Genomic DNA, 17,579 nt, shown 5'->3' on the forward strand with positions numbered 1-17,579 from the left:
CATCATTCCATGGACATCAGATTCACCCAACGGCTGTCCTACAAGCAGGCCCGGCTGACCGTTCTGGTGGGTTTCGTGCTGGGTACTTTGCTCAGCCTGATGCAGATCGGCATCGATTATGCCAGCGAAGACGCGTCGATCAACCGTGAAATCCTGTCGCTGCTGGAAATCAGCCACAACCCGGCATCGCGCATCGCCTATAACATCGATGCCGAACTCGCCCAGGAGCTGTCCCTGGGCCTGTTGCGCTCACCGGCCATCATCGGCGCCCAACTGGTCGATAACAACAACACCGTGCTAGCCAGCGTCAAACGCCCTGAACTGCAGAGCAGTTACCGGTTCATCAGCGACTTTCTCTTCGGCGCCCAGCGCCAGTTCGAAGACCGCCTCTACCTGGACCATCTTCCCGCCGAGTCTCTGGGCGTGCTGCGGCTGGAGGTCGACACCTATGCGTTCGGCAGCCGGTTCCTGCGCCGGGCCGAAGTGACGCTGCTCAACGGTTTCGCCCGCAGCCTGATCCTGACCGGTCTGCTGCTGGCGTTGTTTTATGTGATGCTGACCAAGCCGCTGGTTCGGGTCATCCGCGAACTGAGCAGCCGCGATCCCAGTAGCGGCGAGCAGAGTCGCCTGGAATGCCCCTCCGGCCACCAGCAGGACGAGATCGGCGTACTGGTGTCGGTGGCCAACCAGCAGTTCGAAAATATCGCCACCGAGATTCAGCAACGGCGCACCGCCGAAAATCGCCTCACCGATTACCTCGCGCAGTTGGAAAACATTGTCTCGGCCCGTACCGCCGAACTCAAAGCCATCAATGCCCGCCTCAGCCAGTCCAACGAGGAGCTGGAAGTGGCCCGGCGCACCGCTCTGGATATGGCCGAAGCCCGTTCCGTGTTTCTGGCCAACATGAGCCATGAGATCCGTACGCCGCTCAATGGTCTGCTGGGGATGATCGCGCTGTCACTGGATGGCCCCCTGACGGCCGAACAACAGCAACAGCTATCGATCGCCCATGACTCAGGCAAAGTGCTGGTTGAACTGCTCAACGACATCCTCGATCTGTCAAAATTCGACGCCGGTCAACTGGAACTCGAACGCATCCCTTTCGACCTTGGCGCCCTGGTCGAAGACACCGCCAACCTGCTTTCCCAGAACGCCGCTCCCAGTGTCGAACTGGCCTGCCTGATCGATCCGGCGTTTCCAGCACAGGTCCTGGGTGACCCGACCCGGGTGCGCCAGATCGTCAGCAACCTGCTGTCCAATGCGCTCAAATTCACTCGCTTCGGCCGGGTCGACGTCCGCTTGAGCCCACATGAAGACGGTGTGCGAATCGAGATCTGTGACACCGGCATCGGCATCCCCCAGGAAGATCAAGCGAGAATCCTCCAGCCGTTCACCCAGGCCGGTGTCGGCATTACCCGCCAGTTCGGGGGCACCGGGTTGGGCCTGGCGCTGACCTACAACCTCTGTGAGGCCATGCAAGGCCGTTTGACGATCACCTCCGAAGCCGGTTTCGGCAGCCAGTTCTGCGCTGACTTGCCCCTGCCTTGCCACACCGCCGCGACGGCCGTCGAGCCGTTGCGTGGCAATGTCGTGGCCATCACCGACCGCAGCAGCGGCCTGGCCGAATTGCTCAGCATGCTGTTGCCCGGCTGGGGGCTGGACTATGAAAGACGTTCGGTGGATGACGGGTTGCTGGGCCTCAAGCCTGACGTCCTGATTACCGACTGCCCGGAATGCCTGTTCAATATGCGTCCCACTTTCGACGCGCCCATCCTGCTGGTCACCGCGTATGGCAGTTTTCTGCCCAGTGAAGAAGCCACCGCTCTTGCCCCTTTGTTACAGCAGGCCCGGCCCTTGGCGCGCCACGCCCTATACCAGATCCTGCGGCGCGCCTTGCAAAGCGACGCCACCACCATCAATGACGCTCAGATCGAAACCCTGGCGCCGTCCAAACGCGGGCGGGTCTTGCTGGTGGAAGACAATCCGGTCAACCAACTGGTGGCCAAGGGCATGCTGGTGAAGCTGGGCTGCGAAGTCATCGTCGCGGCCCATGGCGCCGAAGCCCTGGACCTGCTGGAACAGAGGGATTTCAATTTGGTCCTGATGGATTGCAACATGCCGGTCATGGACGGTTACGAAGCCAGTCGGCAGATCCGTCGCAGCGGGCGCTGGCCGGACCTGCCGATCGTCGCACTGACCGCCAACGCCATGCCTGAGGAACGTGAGCGATGCCGGGCCGCCGGCATGAACGATTACCTGTCCAAACCGTTTCGTCGCGAAGAGCTGGCGGCGTTGCTGGACCAGTGGGTGCCGACTACGTCAGCGCTTTGATCTGCCTCAACAGATGATCGAGACCGTCTCGCAAATCCCCCAGGCGGTCCAGGTCGAACCCGCTATCGCATAACAGACGGGCCTTGAGCGGACCGACCTGCTCACGCAAGTTCCAACCTGTTTGCGTAAGGCTCAGGTGCACCTCCCGCTCATCGCGGGCCGAACGCTGGCGCTGGACCAGGCTCAATTGCTCCAGACGCTTGAGCAACGGCGTGAGCGTGCCAGAATCCAGCAGCAACCGTTCGCCCAAGGCCTTGACCGTGGGTTGTTCCGGTGCACTTTCCTGCCACTCCCACAGCACCAGCATCGCCAGGTATTGCGGATACGTCAGGCCGAGCTGATCGAGCATAGGCTTGTAGCCGCGAATGACCGCCCGCGATGCGGCGTACAGTTTGAAGCACAACTGGCTGTCGAGCTTCAGCGCATCGACTGACAGATCATTCATTTGAGCAAGGCTTCGATCTCACCGGTCAGGTCCTGAGGTTTGGTGGTCGGCGCAAAACGCTTGACCACCTGACCGTCCTTGCCGATCAGGAACTTGGTGAAGTTCCACTTGATGCCCTTGGACCCGAGTACGCCGGGCGCCCGCTGCTTGAGCTGGACAAACAACGGATGAGCATTGGCGCCATTGACTTCGATTTTCTTGAACAGCGGAAAACTCACCCCGAAGTTCAGCTCGCAGAACTCGGAAATCGCGCCCTCGTTGCCCGGTTCCTGCTTGCCGAACTGATTGCAAGGAAAGCCCAGCACCACCAGGCCCTGGTCCTTGTAGGTCTGCCACAGCGCCTCAAGCCCCTTGTACTGCGGGGTGAAGCCGCACTGGCTGGCGGTATTGACCACCAGCACAGCCTTGCCGGCGAAATCGGCGAGGGTCTTTTGCTCACCCTTGATCGTGGTGCACGGGATGCTCAGCAGGTTGTCGCTCATGGCAGGGCTCCAAATGGGAAGAAGAGGACACTGAAGATAGCGAGCAATTAAATTGCATGCAATTTAATTATTGGAACCCGCTCGCAACACAAAGGCCCGGCCGGACAAACTTGTGGCGAGGGGGTTTATCCCCGCTGGGCTGCGCAGCAGCCCAATGGCTATCACTTGGCTGTGCCAGGCTGATTGCGTTCAACCTGTTTGGGGTCGCTTCGCGACCCAGCGGGGATAAATCCCCTCGCCACAAAGGACTGCACCCGGTTTACCCTCGGGGTACGAGATCCAGGCACACCGAATTGATGCAATAACGCAGCCCCGTGGGTGGCGGGCCGTCGGGGAAGACGTGGCCCAGGTGAGCGTCACACTGGGCGCAAACCACCTCAGTGCGGATCATGCCGTGGCTGACATCGCGCACTTCCACGACCGCGCTGCCTTCGATGGGCGCGTAGAAACTTGGCCAACCGCAGCCGGAATCGAACTTGGTCCGCGAATCGAACAGTGGCTCGTTGCAGCAGATGCAGTGGTATACGCCATCAGTCTTGGTGTCGTTGTACTTACCGGAAAATGGCCGTTCGGTGCCCTTCAGCCGACAGACGTTGTATTGCTCCGGGTCGAGCATGGCGCGCCATTCTTCAAGGGTTTTCTGCAACTTTTCCATCGTCCTACCTCGGCAATTGAAAAAGCCCGATCCGACGCTTTTCCACAGATCGGGCGGCACGTATGATTGCGCCTCGTCAGGCGCCAGTCTGGCAGCCACGTCATGCGCATTCAAACGGATTGTCACGCATGTACCGCGTCACGCCTGGGCACAGACGCAGGATCCCCAGTACGGTAGTTCACTCGCCGCCTGGATCGTTCATTTTCGGGAACACATCGCCATGCAGGTCAGCAAATCGAACAAGCTCGCCAACGTCTGCTACGACATTCGCGGCCCGGTGCTCAAGCACGCCAAGCGCCTGGAAGAGGAAGGCCATCGCATCCTCAAGCTGAATATCGGCAACCCGGCGCCCTTTGGTTTCGAAGCACCCGATGAAATCCTCCAGGACGTTATCCGCAATCTGCCGACCGCCCAGGGTTACAGCGACTCCAAGGGCCTGTTCAGCGCCCGTAAAGCCGTAATGCAGTACTACCAGCAGAAACAGGTCGAAGGTGTCGGCATCGAAGACATCTACCTGGGCAACGGCGTGTCCGAACTGATCGTGATGTCGATGCAAGCCTTGCTCAACAACGGCGATGAAGTGCTGGTGCCGGCCCCGGACTACCCATTGTGGACCGCCGCCGTGAGCCTGTCGGGCGGCAATCCGGTGCATTACCTGTGTGATGAACAGGCCAACTGGTTCCCCGACCTGGCCGACATCAAGGCCAAGATCACCCCGAACACCAAGGCACTGGTGATCATCAACCCGAACAACCCGACTGGCGCGGTGTACTCCAGGGAAGTCTTGCTGGGCATGCTGGAGCTGGCTCGCCAGCACAATCTGGTGGTGTTTTCCGACGAGATCTACGACAAGATCCTGTACGACGATGCCGTGCACGTCTGCACCGCCTCGCTGGCGCCGGACCTGCTGTGCCTGACCTTCAACGGCCTGTCCAAATCCTACCGGGTGGCGGGTTTCCGCTCCGGCTGGATCGCCATCTCCGGTCCCAAACATCACGCCCAGAGCTACATCGAAGGCATCGACATGCTGGCCAACATGCGCCTGTGCGCCAACGTGCCGAGCCAGCACGCTATCCAGACAGCGCTGGGCGGCTACCAGAGCATCAATGACCTGGTCCTGCCACAGGGCCGGCTGCTGGAGCAGCGCAACCGCACCTGGGAATTGCTCAATGACATTCCTGGTGTCAGTTGCGTCAAGCCAATGGGGGCGCTGTACGCCTTTCCGCGGATCGACCCGAAGGTCTGCCCGATCCACAACGATGAGAAATTCGTCCTCGACCTTCTGCTGTCCGAAAAGCTGCTGGTGGTCCAGGGCACGGCGTTCAACTGGCCATGGCCGGATCACTTCCGCGTCGTGACCCTGCCGCGGGTCGACGACCTGGACCAGGCCATTGGCCGGATCGGCAACTTCCTCAAGTCCTACCGCCAGTAATCCAGGTGGCGTGCGAGGGTCTACTCGCACGCTGTTTGATTCAGCAACACATCCGTTTCGCCCGCTTCGGCAGGCCTTCTACACTGAAGGCGCGGTAAACGGTGCGCAGCGCAACTCAACGTTCACGGGGTACGGGTGCTCTTTTTCTTTTCCACGAGCACTTTCAGAAAAGTCTTTCAATCATTTAGGACGTCTGTAGGACACAGTTTGAAATAGTCGGCGTGTTGAATAGCCTGCGGCGGCACCTTATATACCCGCATAACGCTACATCTTTAGCATGAGGAGATTTCCACAACCATGATGCGCATCCTGCTGTTTTTGGCCACTAACCTGGCGGTCGTGCTGATTGCCAGCATCACCCTGAGCCTTTTTGGCTTCAACGGGTTCATGGCGGCCAACGGGGTTGACCTCAACCTCAGTCAGCTGCTGATCTTCTGTGCGGTGTTCGGTTTCGCCGGTTCCCTGTTCTCGCTATTCATCTCCAAGTGGATGGCGAAGATGAGCACCAGCACCCAGATCATCACTCAGCCGCGCACTCGCCACGAACAATGGCTGCTGCAAACCGTCGAGCAGCTGTCCCGCGAAGCCGGCATCAAGATGCCGGAAGTGGGTATCTTCCCAGCCTACGAGGCCAACGCCTTCGCCACCGGCTGGAACAAGAACGACGCGCTGGTCGCTGTCAGCCAGGGCCTGCTCGAGCGGTTTTCGCCGGATGAAGTCAAGGCCGTACTGGCCCATGAGATCGGTCACGTCGCCAACGGCGACATGGTGACGCTGGCACTGATCCAGGGCGTCGTGAACACCTTCGTCATGTTCTTTGCCCGCATCATCGGCAACTTCGTCGACAAGGTGATCTTCAAGAATGAAGAAGGCCAGGGCATTGCCTACTACGTGGCAACCATTTTCGCCGAGCTGGTATTGGGCATCCTCGCCAGCGCCATCGTCATGTGGTTCTCGCGCAAACGTGAGTTCCGTGCCGATGAAGCCGGTGCACGCCTGGCAGGCACCAGCGCCATGATCGGCGCCCTGCAACGCCTGCGTGCCGAGCAAGGCTTGCCCGTGCACATGCCCGACACCCTCAATGCCTTTGGCATCAACGGTGGCATCAAGCAAGGCCTGGCGCGCATGTTCATGAGCCACCCACCGCTGGAAGAGCGTATCGACGCGCTGCGTCGTCGCGGCTGACAGGTTCAAGCTTCAAGAAAAGCCCGCAGCGATGCGGGCTTTTTTCTGTCTGATTGATGAGTTGCCTGATCTGGCCCCATCGCGGGCAAGCCTTGCTCCCACAGGGGGCAATGTGGGCGCGAGCCTGCTCGCGATAAGGCCAGCGGGCACGCCATATCAACGACTGGAAACCCGATACACCCGCTCATCCAGTCTTTTGACGCCAGCCTGCAAGAACTTCCAGCTTTCCCCCAGCACATCCTGCTCCTGCAATACCTCCAGCCGCCAGACCTCGCCCAACAGCCTCTGCACTTCGTCATCCCCTACGGAAAACGGTGGGCCAGGCATTTCATCCTGGGCGTAATCCAGAGTAATGAGCAATCCGACGCACTGCGGCAGAATCGTCTGCAGATGAGCCGCATACCGCTCCCGCATCGGCCCAGGCAAGGCGATCAATGCGGCGCGATCGTACAGCGCCGAGCAATCGCTCACATCCTCCGGGCTCAGGGCAAAAAAATCACCGCAGCGGATTTCAATGTCAGCGGCCCGGAACACCTTGAACGCGCCCTCTTCACTCACGCTCGGCTCAAGATGATGCTCAAGGAAAAAATCCACTGCGGCTTTTTCCGACAACTCCACACCCAGTACCGAATACCCTTGATGAGCGAGCCATAACAGATCCAGGGTTTTCCCGCACAGGGGCACCAGAACTCGACTGCCCTGCGCCAATCCCAGTTGCGGCCAGAAACGTTGCAGATAGGGGTTCACCTCCGGCAAGTGAAAACCGATCTGATTCGTTGACCAGCGCTTATGCCAAAACTCAGGCTCCATCACTCACTCCAAAAAAACCGATTAAAACGGGCTAAAACTTATATTAGATTTAGATCATAGACCTGACCGAAGATGGCGACATCTTAACGCTCAGGAGTCCGCTCATGCTGCCCAGCCTGTTTATCTCCCACGGCTCACCGATGCTGGCCCTGGCACCCGGCGACAGCGGCCCGGCACTGGCTCGCCTGGCCGCGCAACTGCCCACCCCCAAAGCGATCGTCATCGTGTCGGCGCACTGGGAAAGCACCGAACTGCTGGTCAGCGCCAATCCGCACCCACGCACCTGGCACGACTTCGGCGGCTTCCCGCCGGCTCTGTACGAGGTGCAATATCCGGCGCCAGGCGATCCGCAACTGGCGGCGCATGTGGCGGACTTGCTCAACGCCGCGCACCTGCCGGCCCGCCTCGACACAGGACGGCCCTCCGATCATGGCGTCTGGGTGCCGCTGTCCTTGATGTACCCCACGGCGGACATCCCGGTGGTGCAGGTCTCCTTGCCCAGTCGCCAGGGAGCCGCGCTGCAGACGCAGGTCGGCCAGGCCTTGGCCAGCCTGCGTCAGCAAGGCGTATTGCTGATCGGCTCCGGCAGCATCACCCATAACCTGCGCGATCTGGACTGGAACGCCGGCCCCGAAAGCGTCGAGCCCTGGGCCAAGGCTTTTCGTGACTGGATGGTGGAGAAACTGGCAGCGGATGACGAAGCCGCGCTGCATGATTACCGTCGCCAGGCCCCACACGCCGTGCGCAGCCACCCCAGTGATGAGCACTTGTTGCCCCTGTATTTTGCCCGGGGTGCAGGGGGTAAATTCAGCGTTGCCCACCAAGGGTTCACCATGGGGGCTTTGGGAATGGACATCTATCGGTTTGACTGACAGATAGACCGAGTCGCTCCATTCGCGAGCAAGCCCGCTCCCACACTGGATCGCGGGGCCCTCAAATGCTGTGTTCACTGCAATTCCCTGTGGGAGCGGGCTGCTCGCGAATGGGACAATGCCCCTCAACCTGAATGAACACAAACCAGCAGGCAAAAAAAATCCCCGAACCAGTCGGGGATTTTTTATGTTCGATCAATCAGCTCGAGAGCGGATCAATCTTCGCGATAGCGACGCAGCTTGAGCTGCTTGCCGGCGACACGGGTGTCCTTCAGTTTGGTCAGCAACTTCTCCAGACCATCTTCCGGCAGCTCTACCAGGCTGAAGCTGTCACGCACCTGGATACGACCGATGGCCTCACGAGCCAGGCCGCCTTCGTTGAGAATGGCGCCCAGCAGGTTCTTGGCGGCGATGCCGTCACGGGCACCCAGCGCGGTACGGCAGCGGGCACGACCTTCGGCCAGCGGGATCGGTGCACGACGCTCGCGATCACCCCGGTCCGGACGATCACCGCTACGCTCTGGACGATCGCCACGCGGTGCGTTGTTCGGCACCAGTGGACGTTCCTTCTCGATCGCAGCGAGGGTCAGCGCCTGGCCATTGGTGGCCTTGCGCAGCAGAGCAGCGGCCAGGGCACGTGGGGTGCAACCGATGTCGGCGGTCAGGCGATCAAGCAGATCACCGTGGGTCGATTCGGCGTCAGCCACCAGTGGCGACAGGCTGTTGGTGAGTTTCTTGATGCGGGCATCGAGCACCGCCTGGGCGTCCGGCAGACGAACCTCGGCAACCTTCTGACCGGTTACACGCTCGATCACTTGCAGCATGCGGCGCTCACGCGGGGTGACCAGCAGCAGCGCACGACCTTCGCGACCGGCACGGCCGGTACGGCCGATACGGTGAACGTAGGATTCCGGATCGTACGGCATGTCCACGTTGAACACGTGGGTGATGCGCGGAACGTCCAGGCCACGGGCGGCAACGTCGGTCGCCACAACGATGTCCAGACGGCCATCCTTGAGGGAATCGATCACGCGCTCACGCTGGTTCTGGGCAATATCACCGTTCAGCGCAGCGGCTTTGTAGCCTTTGGCTTCCAGGGCACTGGCCAGGTCCAGGGTCGCTTGCTTGGTCCGTACGAACATGATCAGGGCGTCGAAATCCTCGACTTCCAGCAGGCTCAGCACGGCCGAGGTCTTCTGGTCGGCGTGAACCAACAGGTGAGCCTGTTCGATCGCGGTGACGGTCTGGGTCTTGGTCTGGATCTTTACGTGTTGCGGATCGCGCAGGTGGCGCTCGGCAATAGCGCGGATCGACTGCGGCAGGGTGGCCGAGAACAATACAGTCTGACGGGTCGCTGGCAGGGCCTTGAAGATGACTTCCAGGTCATCCATGAAACCCAGCTTGAGCATTTCGTCGGCTTCATCGAGAACCAGGTGGTTCACGGTGGCCAGGACTTTTTCGTCACGACGCAGGTGGTCGCACAGACGGCCCGGAGTGGCGACAACAATCTGCGCGCCGTTACGGATGGCTTTCAGTTGCGGGCCCATCGGAGCGCCGCCGTAGACAGCCACGACGGTTACACCAGGCATTTGCTTGGAGTAGGTTTCAAAAGCGGTTGCTACTTGCAGCGCCAACTCACGAGTTGGCGCCAGGATCAGGGCTTGCGGTTCGCGCTTAGCAGGATCGATGCGATGCAGGATCGGCAGGGCGAACGCGGCGGTTTTACCCGTACCGGTTTGCGCCTGACCAATCATGTCGTGACCGGCCATGATGATCGGGATCGATTGCTGCTGAATAGCCGAAGGTTCTTCGTAGCCGGTCGCAATGACGGCTGCAAGAATGTTCGGATTAAGATTAAAAGCGACGAAGCCGCCGGTTTCCTGGGTCATGGGTCTGCCTCTAAGTGCATCCGCAAAGACCCATGCTCCAAAGCTGCGCGTGCCGTGTTGAGACTCAAGAGTCGCCCTGGCTGCTTTGTCGGCGGGGATTTGCGAAAACGAATGAATGAAAAAGAACGTCGTGGAAGCATCCGTTGTGCGGACATGCAACCGAAGCTGGCTTCGGGGAATTGCGCTACCTTGACGCGGCCCGGCTAAAGGCCGGCGCGCACTATACCGGAAATCGCCCGAAAAGGGAGATTTTTTATCGTAGAACACGCCTGTGGCGAGGAGCTTGCTCCCGCTCGGCTGCACCTGTAGGAGCTGTCGAGTGCAACGAGGCTGCGATCTTGTCCCAGACAGTGGAGTCGCAAGCGAAAGATCAAGATCAAGATCAAGATCAAAAGATCGCAGCCTTCGGCAGCTCCTACAGGTGCAGCCCTGCGGGAGCAAGCTCCCTCGCCCCTCAGGTCGCCGGGCGGATCGCCTTGATCAGCGGCAACAGCGAGTAACCCAATTGCGGCGCCAGCCCTTCAGCCCGAACCACCAGGCCGTCCATGTCCAGCGTCTGGTCCAGATCCGCCGGCACGATCAGGATGACATTGCCTTCTTTCACCGGCAGCTCCCAATAATGCCGGTGGTACAAGCCACGCAGCAGGGCAGCACCCAATGGCCTGCCGTCGTCGGTGGCCCATTGGTTGATCACCAGCCAACCGCCGGGGTTGAGGCGTTTCTGGCAGTTTTCCAGAAAACCCCAGGCCAGGTGCCCGACGCCGGGACCGACGTCGGTATAGAGGTCGACAAAGATCAGGTCCGCAGGCTCGGCGGTTTCCAGCAGCTCCAGGGCATCGCCGACGCGGATGTACAGCCGCGGGTCGTCTTCCAGCCCCAGGTATTGGATAGCCAGGCGCGGCACATCGGGACGCAGTTCGATGGCTTCGACGTCTTCCAGCGGCAGGAACCTGAGGCAGGCCTGGGTCAGGGTTCCAGCACCCAGCCCCAGGAACAGCGCGCTTTCCGGCTGCTCGTGGCACAACGCGCCAATCAACATGGCGCGGGTGTAATCATATTCGAGCCAGCTCGGGTCGGCCGTGAACACGCAACTCTGTTCGATGGCGTCGCCAAACTCCAGGAAACGGTAGTCCGCCACTTCGAGAACCCGGATAACACCGAACTGGTCACGCACTTCGGCGAGCAAATGCTCGACGCGCTCCTCTGTCATTTCGTCTCCTGTGGTTGCGCTGACCCTGAACGCAACCGGGGCAAAAACGCGATTGTCCGCGAAGCGACGCAAACAGGTCACGCACTAATTTGCTGATAACATGGCAACCCGAGCGTAAACCACCTAGAGATCATGATGAGCCAACCCTGGAGCCCTGACAGCTGGCGCGCCCTGCCGATCCAGCAGCAACCCCGATACCCCGACGCGGCGCATTTGCTGCAGGTCGAGCAGACCCTGGCCAGTTATCCGCCGCTGGTGTTTGCCGGTGAAGCCCGGGAGTTGCGCCGTCAGTTCGCCGAAGTTACCCAAGGCCGGGCCTTCCTGCTGCAGGGCGGCGACTGCGCCGAGAGTTTTGCCGAGTTCTCGGCGGCGAAGATCCGCGACACCTTCAAAGTGTTGCTGCAAATGGCGATCGTCATGACCTTCGCCGCCGGTTGCCCGGTAGTCAAGGTCGGCCGTATGGCCGGGCAGTTCGCCAAGCCGCGCTCGGCCAACGATGAAACCATCGGCGGCGTGACCCTGCCGGCCTATCGGGGCGACATTGTCAACGGCATCGGCTTCGACGAAAAAAGCCGCGTGCCGGACCCGGAGCGGTTGTTGCAGTCCTACCACCAGTCCACCGCCACCTTGAACCTGCTAAGGGCCTTCGCCCAAGGCGGATTCGCCGACCTGCATCAGGTGCACAAGTGGAACCTGGACTTCATCGCCAACTCGGCCCTGGCGGAGAAGTACAGCCACCTGGCCGACCGGATCGACGAAACCCTGGCCTTCATGCGCGCCTGTGGCATGGACAGCTCGCCGCAATTGCGCGAAACCAGTTTCTTCACCGCCCACGAAGCACTGCTGCTCAATTACGAAGAAGCGTTCGTGCGCCGCGACAGCCTGACCAACGATTACTACGACTGCTCGGCCCACATGCTGTGGATCGGTGACCGCACCCGTCAGTTGGACGGTGCCCACGTCGAATTCCTGCGCGGGGTGAACAACCCGATCGGCGTCAAGGTCGGCCCAAGCATGAACCCTGACGACTTGATCCGCCTGATCGACGTGCTCAATCCGGACAATGACCCGGGGCGGCTGAACCTGATCGCGCGAATGGGCGCGAACAAGGTCGGCGACCACCTGCCGCAGCTGTTACGCGCCGTGCAGCGCGAAGGCAAGCAGGTGCTGTGGAGTTCAGACCCGATGCACGGCAACACCATCAAGGCCAGTAGCGGTTACAAGACCCGGGACTTCGCGCAAATCCTCGGCGAAGTGAAGCAGTTCTTCCAGGTTCACGAAGCTGAAGGCACCTATGCCGGGGGCATTCACATCGAAATGACCGGGCAGAACGTCACCGAATGCATTGGCGGTGCGCGGCCGATCACCGAGGATGGACTGTCAGACCGTTACCACACGCATTGCGATCCGCGGATGAATGCCGATCAGTCGCTGGAACTGGCGTTTCTGATTGCTGAGACGTTGAAGCAGGTGAGGCGGTGAGTCAGTCAGTTTTGTAGCGCCAGGCCTATTGCTTTCGCGAGCAAGCCCGCTCCCACAAAGGATCTGTTGAGTTCACAGCATCAGTGACCGACTCGGTCCAATGTGGGAGCGGGCTTGCTCGCGAAAGGGTCAGCTCAGTCCCCCCCCCACCTCAGCCAACGCCCCCGCCAACCGAACCCCGCCCGCCCGAGCGCAATTGAGCTGCACCCGCTCCAATCCCAACCACCGAGCCATGCGCCACAGGTTCACCGCCAAAGCCCGCAGCCCCTCCTCGTCCAACCCCGGCGCTTCCTCGTGCACGGCATGCACCGCTAATCGACCCAAAGCCCGCTCCGCCCGCAGGTCGACCCGCGCCGCAATGCGTTCGTGGTGCAGGAACGGCAACACGTAATAGCCATACACCCGCTTGTGAGCCGGGGTGTAAATCTCCAGCCGATAACGGAAGTCGAACAGCCGCTCGGTACGGCTGCGCTCCCAGACCAGCGAATCGAACGGCGACAACAGCGCGCTGACCGCCACCTTGCGGGGGATTTTCACGCTGGGTCGGCACCAGGCCGGTTGCTGCCAACCTTGCACCTGACAGCGCACCAGCTCACCGGCCTCCTCCAGCTCGGCCAGGCGCTCGCGGCTATCGGCCGGATCGAGACGAAAATAGTCGCGCAAGTCTTTCTCGGTGCCCACGCCCAAGGCTTGGGCAGCATGCAGCAGCAAGGCACGCTGAGCCTGGGGCTCGTCTGGCAGGGGTTGTTGCAGGACCGAGGACGGGAGCACGCGTTCGGGCAAGTCGTAAAGCCGCTCGAAACCCCGCCGCCCCGCCACCGTCACTTCACCCGCCGCGAACAGCCATTCCAGCGCATGCTTCTCGGCGCTCCAGTCCCACCAGGGGCCGGCCTTTTCCTGGCGCGTGGACAAACTGCCCGCCCCCACGGCGCCTTGCTCACGGACCGAAGCCAAGACGCGACGAATGACGTCCTGGCGCTCCTGACCGAACTGCGCCAACTGTCGATAAATGCCCTCACCGCGGGCAGCACGATCCATGCGCCAGCGCATCAGCGGATACATCGCCAGCGGCAGCAGCGAGGCCTCGTGTCCCCAGTATTCGAACAGCGTACGACGTCGGCCCTGGCTCCAGGCTGCCTGATCGAGCAAGTCGGGGGTGTAGTGACCGAGACGGGAAAACAGTGGAAGGTAGTGCGAACGCACCAAGGCATTGACTGAATCGATCTGCAGAACGCCGAGGCGTTCAATCAGGCGGTTCAGGCGCGCCGGTTGCACCGACGCCGACATTGGCCGCCCGTCGAATCCTTGGGCGGCCAACGCCAGACGCCGGGCCTGTTTGAGGGTAAAGGACAGAGTCGCGGGCATGAAGATCTCCTTGTCTGCTCGCAACCTACCTCACCATTAAGCGGTTTGTGTAGGGAAGGATGGCTCATTTGTGCATCGGGTCATCCCAGAATGGCCGAACCACTTCCTTTTCGACATCGGCACGGCTGACGCCGATGTCTTTGAGCGCCTCATCGCTCATTCCGGCAAGCAGTTCACGTTCGTGGTGCAATTCGTACCAGCGGCTAAACTTGTGCAGCAGAGCGCTGATGGAAAAGCCGTGGGACGAGAGTTTTTCTATCAGTAGATAACCTTTTTGACCTTTCATCGTGATGTCCTCCGTTGGGGATGGCTCAAGTCTCGCGCCAACGATAAGATCAATCCAACGAATGTTTCTTATGCAATACATCTCGGAGATTGATCAATTGTCGAGTTACCCGAGCATCGATACGGAAGTGCTGCGAACCTTTGTCGCGATCGCTGACCAGGGTGGTTTCACCCGTGCCGGTGAGCTGGTCAATCGCACCCAGTCCGCCGTCAGCATGCAGATGAAGCGGCTGGAAGAAGATGTCTTGCAGCGGCGGCTGTTCGAGCGTGACGGGCGCCAGGTCAAACTCACCGCCGAAGGCCAGGTGTTGCTGGGCTACGCCCGGCGGATCCTCAAGCTGCACAGCGAAGTGTTCAACACCCTGCGCGAACCGCACATGGTCGGCACGGTGCGCATCGGCACCCCGGACGATTATGTGATGCGTTTTTTGCCGGGGATCCTGCAGCGCTTCGCCCAGTTCTACCCCTTGATCGAAATTGAAGTGCACTGCGAGTCATCCAAACAGTTGCTGCTGCGCCAGGATCTGGACCTGTCCATCGTCACCCGCAAACCGGGGGACGAAATCGGCCAGTTACTGCGCAAGGAACGCTTTGTCTGGGCCGAAGCGGCGTGCTTCAACGTCCATGAACAAACACCGTTGCCGCTGGCGATGTTCAACAGTGATTGCTTCTGCCGGCAATGGGCCTGCAATGCGCTGGATGCCATGGGCCGCGATTATCGCGTGGCGTACAACAGCTCCAGCCTGTCGGCGCTCATGGCGGTGGTTGGCGCGGGCCTGGCGATCACCGCGCAGTTGGAAAGCCTGCTGACCCCGGACATGCGGGTGCTGGGCGAGGCGGAAAACCTGCCGGAGTTGCCCGAGGCCAGCATCATGCTGATCCGCAACCTGCATAATCCGTCGCCGATCACCGAGTGCCTGGCCGAGCACATCGTCGAAGGGTTCAAACTTTAAAGGCGAGCAAGATCGCGCACAGCACCAGGAAGCCGCAGAACAGCCCGCGCAGCAGCCGCTCCGGCATGGCGTGGGCAACCTTTACCCCCCAACTGATACTGAGCAGACCTCCGGCGGCCAGCGGCAGGCCGATCCACCAGTCCACTTGATGATGCACCGCATACGTGGCGAGGGTCACGCCGGTACTGGGCAAGGCCAGCGCGAGCGACAATCCTTGGGCGACCACCTGACTGGTGCCAAACAGGCTGGTCAGGATCGGGGTCGCGACGACCGCCCCGCCGACACCGAACAATCCGCCCATGGTCCCCGATGCCGCTCCCAACACCGCGAGCCATGGCCAGCCATAACGCATCTGCGCCGAGGCCGGCGCACTGGCGGCAAACATGCGAATCAGGTTGTAGGCCGCCAGGACAATCATGAACGCGACAAAGCCGATTCGCATGCTTTGCGGGTCGATGCCCACGGCCCAGATCGAACCAAGCCAGGCAAAGCAAAAACCCATGGAGGCCAGTGGCAGTACATGACGCATTTCAATGCGGTTGCGCTGGTGGTAACGCCACAAGGCGAGCATTACGTTTGGAACGACCATCACCAGGGCCGTGCCCTGGGCGATCTGCTGATCGAGGCCGAACAACACGCCCAGCACCGGAATGGCAATCAACCCGCCACCAATTCCGAACAATCCCCCCAAAGTGCCCAATGCGGCACCGAACGCCAGATACATCACACCTTCGATCACAGCCGATTCCCCCTTGATCAGGGCGCTTATCCTACGCAGTCGGCGCTCGCGGGGGAACGCAACATCTGATCAGAACGTCAGAATTATCTGGCGCATTAAAGGTTCGCCCGCTAGATTCGTAGCCATCATTGATTGAAGGTTCTGCCATGAGCACCCAGCGCGTTACCCCTGACCCCTGCGAAGCCCTGTTGCTCGACAATCAGGTGTGCTTTGCCCTGCACTCCACGTCGCTGCTGATGACCAAAGTCTACAAGCCGCTGCTGCAAGCCCTGGGCCTGACTTATCCGCAGTACCTGGCGATGATGGTGCTGTGGGAAAAGGACGGCCTGACTGTCGGTGAAATCAGCAACCGCTTGCTCACCGATCCGGGCTCACTGACCCCGTTGCTCAAACGCCTGGAGGCCGAGGGCTTGCTGAGCCGCACCCGTAGTCGCGAAGATGAACGCGTGGTCATCGTCGAGCTCACCGAACAGGGGCGTGCCCTGCGGGAAAAAGCCCTCGACATTCCCCAGTGCATTCTCGGCGCCAGCGGCCAGACCCTGGAGCAGTTGAAGAAGCTGCAACTTGACCTGCAAGCACTGCGCAGCAACCTGCAAGACAGCCTCTGATTCCAATTCCAGGTACACCACCGCTCCCACAGGCCCGGAGTCAGATGCTGTGGATACCACAGATCCAATGTGGGAGCGGGCTTGCTCGCGAAGGCGGTGGCACATCCTGACCCATCTTTAACTGACCCACCGCTTTCGCGAGCAAGCCCGCTCCCACAGGGAGAATGAGGGCAAGCCTGAATTTTGCGTTCAACCTAGCGTCGCTAAAAAGTTAAATCCTTTGAAACAGCTCTAGCTCAAGGGTTACGCACCCTTTCAGCTTCGCAAACCCAATGTCTCTCAAAAATTTATCTTGCGCACTAAATATTTGCGCTATATATTCGCCTCACACCTACTTAGCGCGCAAACATTTAGCGCTTAAACAGCAACCAGAAACGAGGCTCTCACCATGCAAACGCTCTACACCGCAATCGCAACTTCCACCGGCGGCCGTGATGGTCGTGCCATCTCCAGCGACCACATCCTGGACGTCAAACTCGCCACCCCCAAAGAACTCGGCGGCGCAGGTGGGGCGGCAACCAATCCTGAGCAGCTGTTCGCTGCCGGCTACTCAGCCTGCTTCATTGGCGCCCTGAAATTTGTTGCCAGCCAAAGCAAACGCAAAATCCCGGATGACGCCTCGATCACCGCCCATGTCGGTATCGGCCAGATTCCCGGTGGTTTCGGCCTCGACATCGACCTGCACATCAGCTTGCCGGGCCTGGACCAGGCCGATGCACAAAGCCTGGTAGATGCGGCTCACCAAGTCTGCCCGTACTCCAACGCCACCCGCGGCAACGTCGATGTGCGCTTGCACGTCACCGTTTAACCAACCTCTCGCGACCTGTACTTAAGGA

17 protein-coding genes are annotated in these 17,579 nt (G+C 60.5%); 8 read left to right on the forward strand and 9 right to left on the reverse strand.

Translation table 11 applies throughout. The features are described from left to right. The first annotated feature begins 9 nt into the window (after positions 1–9). Positions 10–2,331: a hybrid sensor histidine kinase/response regulator gene (locus tag AAIS01_RS18950; protein ID WP_343470209.1), complete on the forward strand. Its 2,322-nt coding sequence runs from the start codon at positions 10–12 to the stop codon at positions 2,329–2,331. Here the strand turns inward: AAIS01_RS18950 and AAIS01_RS18955 are convergent. From AAIS01_RS18955 to msrB, 3 genes are all read right to left on the reverse strand, one after another. Continuing rightward, a complete protein-coding gene (locus tag AAIS01_RS18955) occupies positions 2,315–2,776 on the reverse strand; it encodes a MarR family winged helix-turn-helix transcriptional regulator (protein ID WP_343470211.1) in 462 nt (153 codons plus the stop codon). The genes AAIS01_RS18950 and AAIS01_RS18955 overlap by 17 nt on opposite strands. Then, entirely contained in the window at positions 2,773–3,258 is a 486-nt protein-coding gene (locus AAIS01_RS18960) for a glutathione peroxidase (protein ID WP_047226374.1), read from the reverse strand. Before AAIS01_RS18960 ends, AAIS01_RS18955 begins: the two co-directional genes overlap by 4 nt. A gap of 259 nt (positions 3,259–3,517) precedes the next feature. Then, positions 3,518–3,913, reverse strand: coding sequence for a peptide-methionine (R)-S-oxide reductase MsrB (msrB, locus tag AAIS01_RS18965; RefSeq protein WP_343470213.1), 396 nt, complete (start codon positions 3,911–3,913; stop codon positions 3,518–3,520). Between the two features lie 220 nt (positions 3,914–4,133). Here msrB and AAIS01_RS18970 point away from each other — a divergent pair, with 220 nt between their 5' ends. After that, entirely contained in the window at positions 4,134–5,345 is a 1,212-nt protein-coding gene (locus AAIS01_RS18970; RefSeq protein ID WP_095963474.1) for a pyridoxal phosphate-dependent aminotransferase, read from the forward strand. Positions 5,346–5,642: 297 nt separating this feature from the next. After that, a complete protein-coding gene (gene htpX, locus AAIS01_RS18975) occupies positions 5,643–6,530 on the forward strand; it encodes a protease HtpX (protein WP_214913014.1) in 888 nt (295 codons plus the stop codon). Between the two features lie 156 nt (positions 6,531–6,686). Here htpX and AAIS01_RS18980 read toward each other — a convergent pair whose 3' ends face one another. After that, positions 6,687–7,340 carry a thiopurine S-methyltransferase gene (locus AAIS01_RS18980; protein ID WP_343470215.1) on the reverse strand — a complete coding sequence of 218 codons (654 nt, stop codon included), beginning with the start codon at positions 7,338–7,340 and terminating at the stop codon, positions 6,687–6,689. Positions 7,341–7,444: 104 nt separating this feature from the next. Here AAIS01_RS18980 and AAIS01_RS18985 point away from each other — a divergent pair, with 104 nt between their 5' ends. Further along, positions 7,445–8,212 carry a DODA-type extradiol aromatic ring-opening family dioxygenase gene (locus AAIS01_RS18985; RefSeq protein ID WP_343470216.1) on the forward strand — a complete coding sequence of 256 codons (768 nt, stop codon included), beginning with the start codon at positions 7,445–7,447 and terminating at the stop codon, positions 8,210–8,212. Positions 8,213–8,427: 215 nt separating this feature from the next. Here the strand turns inward: AAIS01_RS18985 and AAIS01_RS18990 are convergent, their stop codons facing one another. Further along, the gene (locus AAIS01_RS18990) at positions 8,428–10,101 is read right to left on the reverse strand and encodes a DEAD/DEAH box helicase (protein WP_047226368.1); all 1,674 of its coding nucleotides are present in this window, start codon (positions 10,099–10,101) and stop codon (positions 8,428–8,430) included. A gap of 454 nt (positions 10,102–10,555) precedes the next feature. Next, entirely contained in the window at positions 10,556–11,311 is a 756-nt protein-coding gene (locus AAIS01_RS18995; protein ID WP_343470217.1) for a spermidine synthase, read from the reverse strand. 135 nt (positions 11,312–11,446) lie between these two features. Here AAIS01_RS18995 and AAIS01_RS19000 point away from each other — a divergent pair, with 135 nt between their 5' ends. After that, positions 11,447–12,793 (forward strand): class II 3-deoxy-7-phosphoheptulonate synthase, encoded by a 1,347-nt coding sequence (locus AAIS01_RS19000; protein WP_092401922.1) that lies wholly within the window; start codon positions 11,447–11,449, stop codon positions 12,791–12,793. Positions 12,794–12,922: 129 nt separating this feature from the next. Here AAIS01_RS19000 and AAIS01_RS19005 read toward each other — a convergent pair whose 3' ends face one another. Together AAIS01_RS19005 and AAIS01_RS19010 are read right to left on the reverse strand one after the other, a co-directional pair. Continuing rightward, entirely contained in the window at positions 12,923–14,158 is a 1,236-nt protein-coding gene (locus AAIS01_RS19005) for a winged helix-turn-helix domain-containing protein (protein ID WP_343470218.1), read from the reverse strand. Positions 14,159–14,222: 64 nt separating this feature from the next. Next, a complete protein-coding gene (locus tag AAIS01_RS19010; RefSeq protein WP_047226364.1) occupies positions 14,223–14,444 on the reverse strand; it encodes a DUF1127 domain-containing protein in 222 nt (73 codons plus the stop codon). 97 nt (positions 14,445–14,541) lie between these two features. Here AAIS01_RS19010 and AAIS01_RS19015 point away from each other — a divergent pair, with 97 nt between their 5' ends. Continuing rightward, a complete protein-coding gene (locus AAIS01_RS19015) occupies positions 14,542–15,396 on the forward strand; it encodes a LysR substrate-binding domain-containing protein (protein ID WP_030141879.1) in 855 nt (284 codons plus the stop codon). Here AAIS01_RS19015 and AAIS01_RS19020 read toward each other — a convergent pair. After that, complete coding sequence (locus tag AAIS01_RS19020; protein ID WP_343470239.1) at positions 15,386–16,120, reverse strand: sulfite exporter TauE/SafE family protein; 735 nt, start codon at positions 16,118–16,120, stop codon at positions 15,386–15,388. The genes AAIS01_RS19015 and AAIS01_RS19020 overlap by 11 nt on opposite strands. A 161-nt stretch (positions 16,121–16,281) precedes the next feature. On the opposite strand from AAIS01_RS19020, the gene AAIS01_RS19025 reads away from it, so the two are divergent. Both AAIS01_RS19025 and AAIS01_RS19030 read left to right on the forward strand, forming a co-directional pair. Beyond that, positions 16,282–16,743, forward strand: a complete 462-nt coding sequence (locus AAIS01_RS19025; protein ID WP_343470219.1) for a MarR family winged helix-turn-helix transcriptional regulator — start codon at positions 16,282–16,284, stop codon at positions 16,741–16,743. 388 nt (positions 16,744–17,131) lie between these two features. Further along, positions 17,132–17,551 (forward strand): organic hydroperoxide resistance protein, encoded by a 420-nt coding sequence (locus AAIS01_RS19030; protein WP_343470220.1) that lies wholly within the window; start codon positions 17,132–17,134, stop codon positions 17,549–17,551. Positions 17,552–17,579: the final 28 nt, after the last annotated feature.

Source organism: Pseudomonas halotolerans, from assembly GCF_039581215.1.
In the GTDB taxonomy this organism is placed as follows: Bacteria; Pseudomonadota; Gammaproteobacteria; order Pseudomonadales; family Pseudomonadaceae; genus Aquipseudomonas; species Aquipseudomonas tehranensis.

Coding starts and splice junctions, on each gene's coding strand:
- AAIS01_RS18950 (WP_343470209.1), top strand. CDS start 10: ATGGACATCAGATTCACCCAACGGCTGTCCTACAAGCAGGCCCGGCTG.
- AAIS01_RS18955 (WP_343470211.1), bottom strand. CDS start 2,776: ATGAATGATCTGTCAGTCGATGCGCTGAAGCTCGACAGCCAGTTGTGC.
- AAIS01_RS18960 (WP_047226374.1), bottom strand. CDS start 3,258: ATGAGCGACAACCTGCTGAGCATCCCGTGCACCACGATCAAGGGTGAG.
- msrB (WP_343470213.1), bottom strand. CDS start 3,913: ATGGAAAAGTTGCAGAAAACCCTTGAAGAATGGCGCGCCATGCTCGAC.
- AAIS01_RS18970 (WP_095963474.1), top strand. CDS start 4,134: ATGCAGGTCAGCAAATCGAACAAGCTCGCCAACGTCTGCTACGACATT.
- htpX (WP_214913014.1), top strand. CDS start 5,643: ATGATGCGCATCCTGCTGTTTTTGGCCACTAACCTGGCGGTCGTGCTG.
- AAIS01_RS18980 (WP_343470215.1), bottom strand. CDS start 7,340: ATGGAGCCTGAGTTTTGGCATAAGCGCTGGTCAACGAATCAGATCGGT.
- AAIS01_RS18985 (WP_343470216.1), top strand. CDS start 7,445: ATGCTGCCCAGCCTGTTTATCTCCCACGGCTCACCGATGCTGGCCCTG.
- AAIS01_RS18990 (WP_047226368.1), bottom strand. CDS start 10,101: ATGACCCAGGAAACCGGCGGCTTCGTCGCTTTTAATCTTAATCCGAAC.
- AAIS01_RS18995 (WP_343470217.1), bottom strand. CDS start 11,311: ATGACAGAGGAGCGCGTCGAGCATTTGCTCGCCGAAGTGCGTGACCAG.
- AAIS01_RS19000 (WP_092401922.1), top strand. CDS start 11,447: ATGAGCCAACCCTGGAGCCCTGACAGCTGGCGCGCCCTGCCGATCCAG.
- AAIS01_RS19005 (WP_343470218.1), bottom strand. CDS start 14,158: ATGCCCGCGACTCTGTCCTTTACCCTCAAACAGGCCCGGCGTCTGGCG.
- AAIS01_RS19010 (WP_047226364.1), bottom strand. CDS start 14,444: ATGAAAGGTCAAAAAGGTTATCTACTGATAGAAAAACTCTCGTCCCAC.
- AAIS01_RS19020 (WP_343470239.1), bottom strand. CDS start 16,120: ATGTATCTGGCGTTCGGTGCCGCATTGGGCACTTTGGGGGGATTGTTC.
- AAIS01_RS19025 (WP_343470219.1), top strand. CDS start 16,282: ATGAGCACCCAGCGCGTTACCCCTGACCCCTGCGAAGCCCTGTTGCTC.
- AAIS01_RS19030 (WP_343470220.1), top strand. CDS start 17,132: ATGCAAACGCTCTACACCGCAATCGCAACTTCCACCGGCGGCCGTGAT.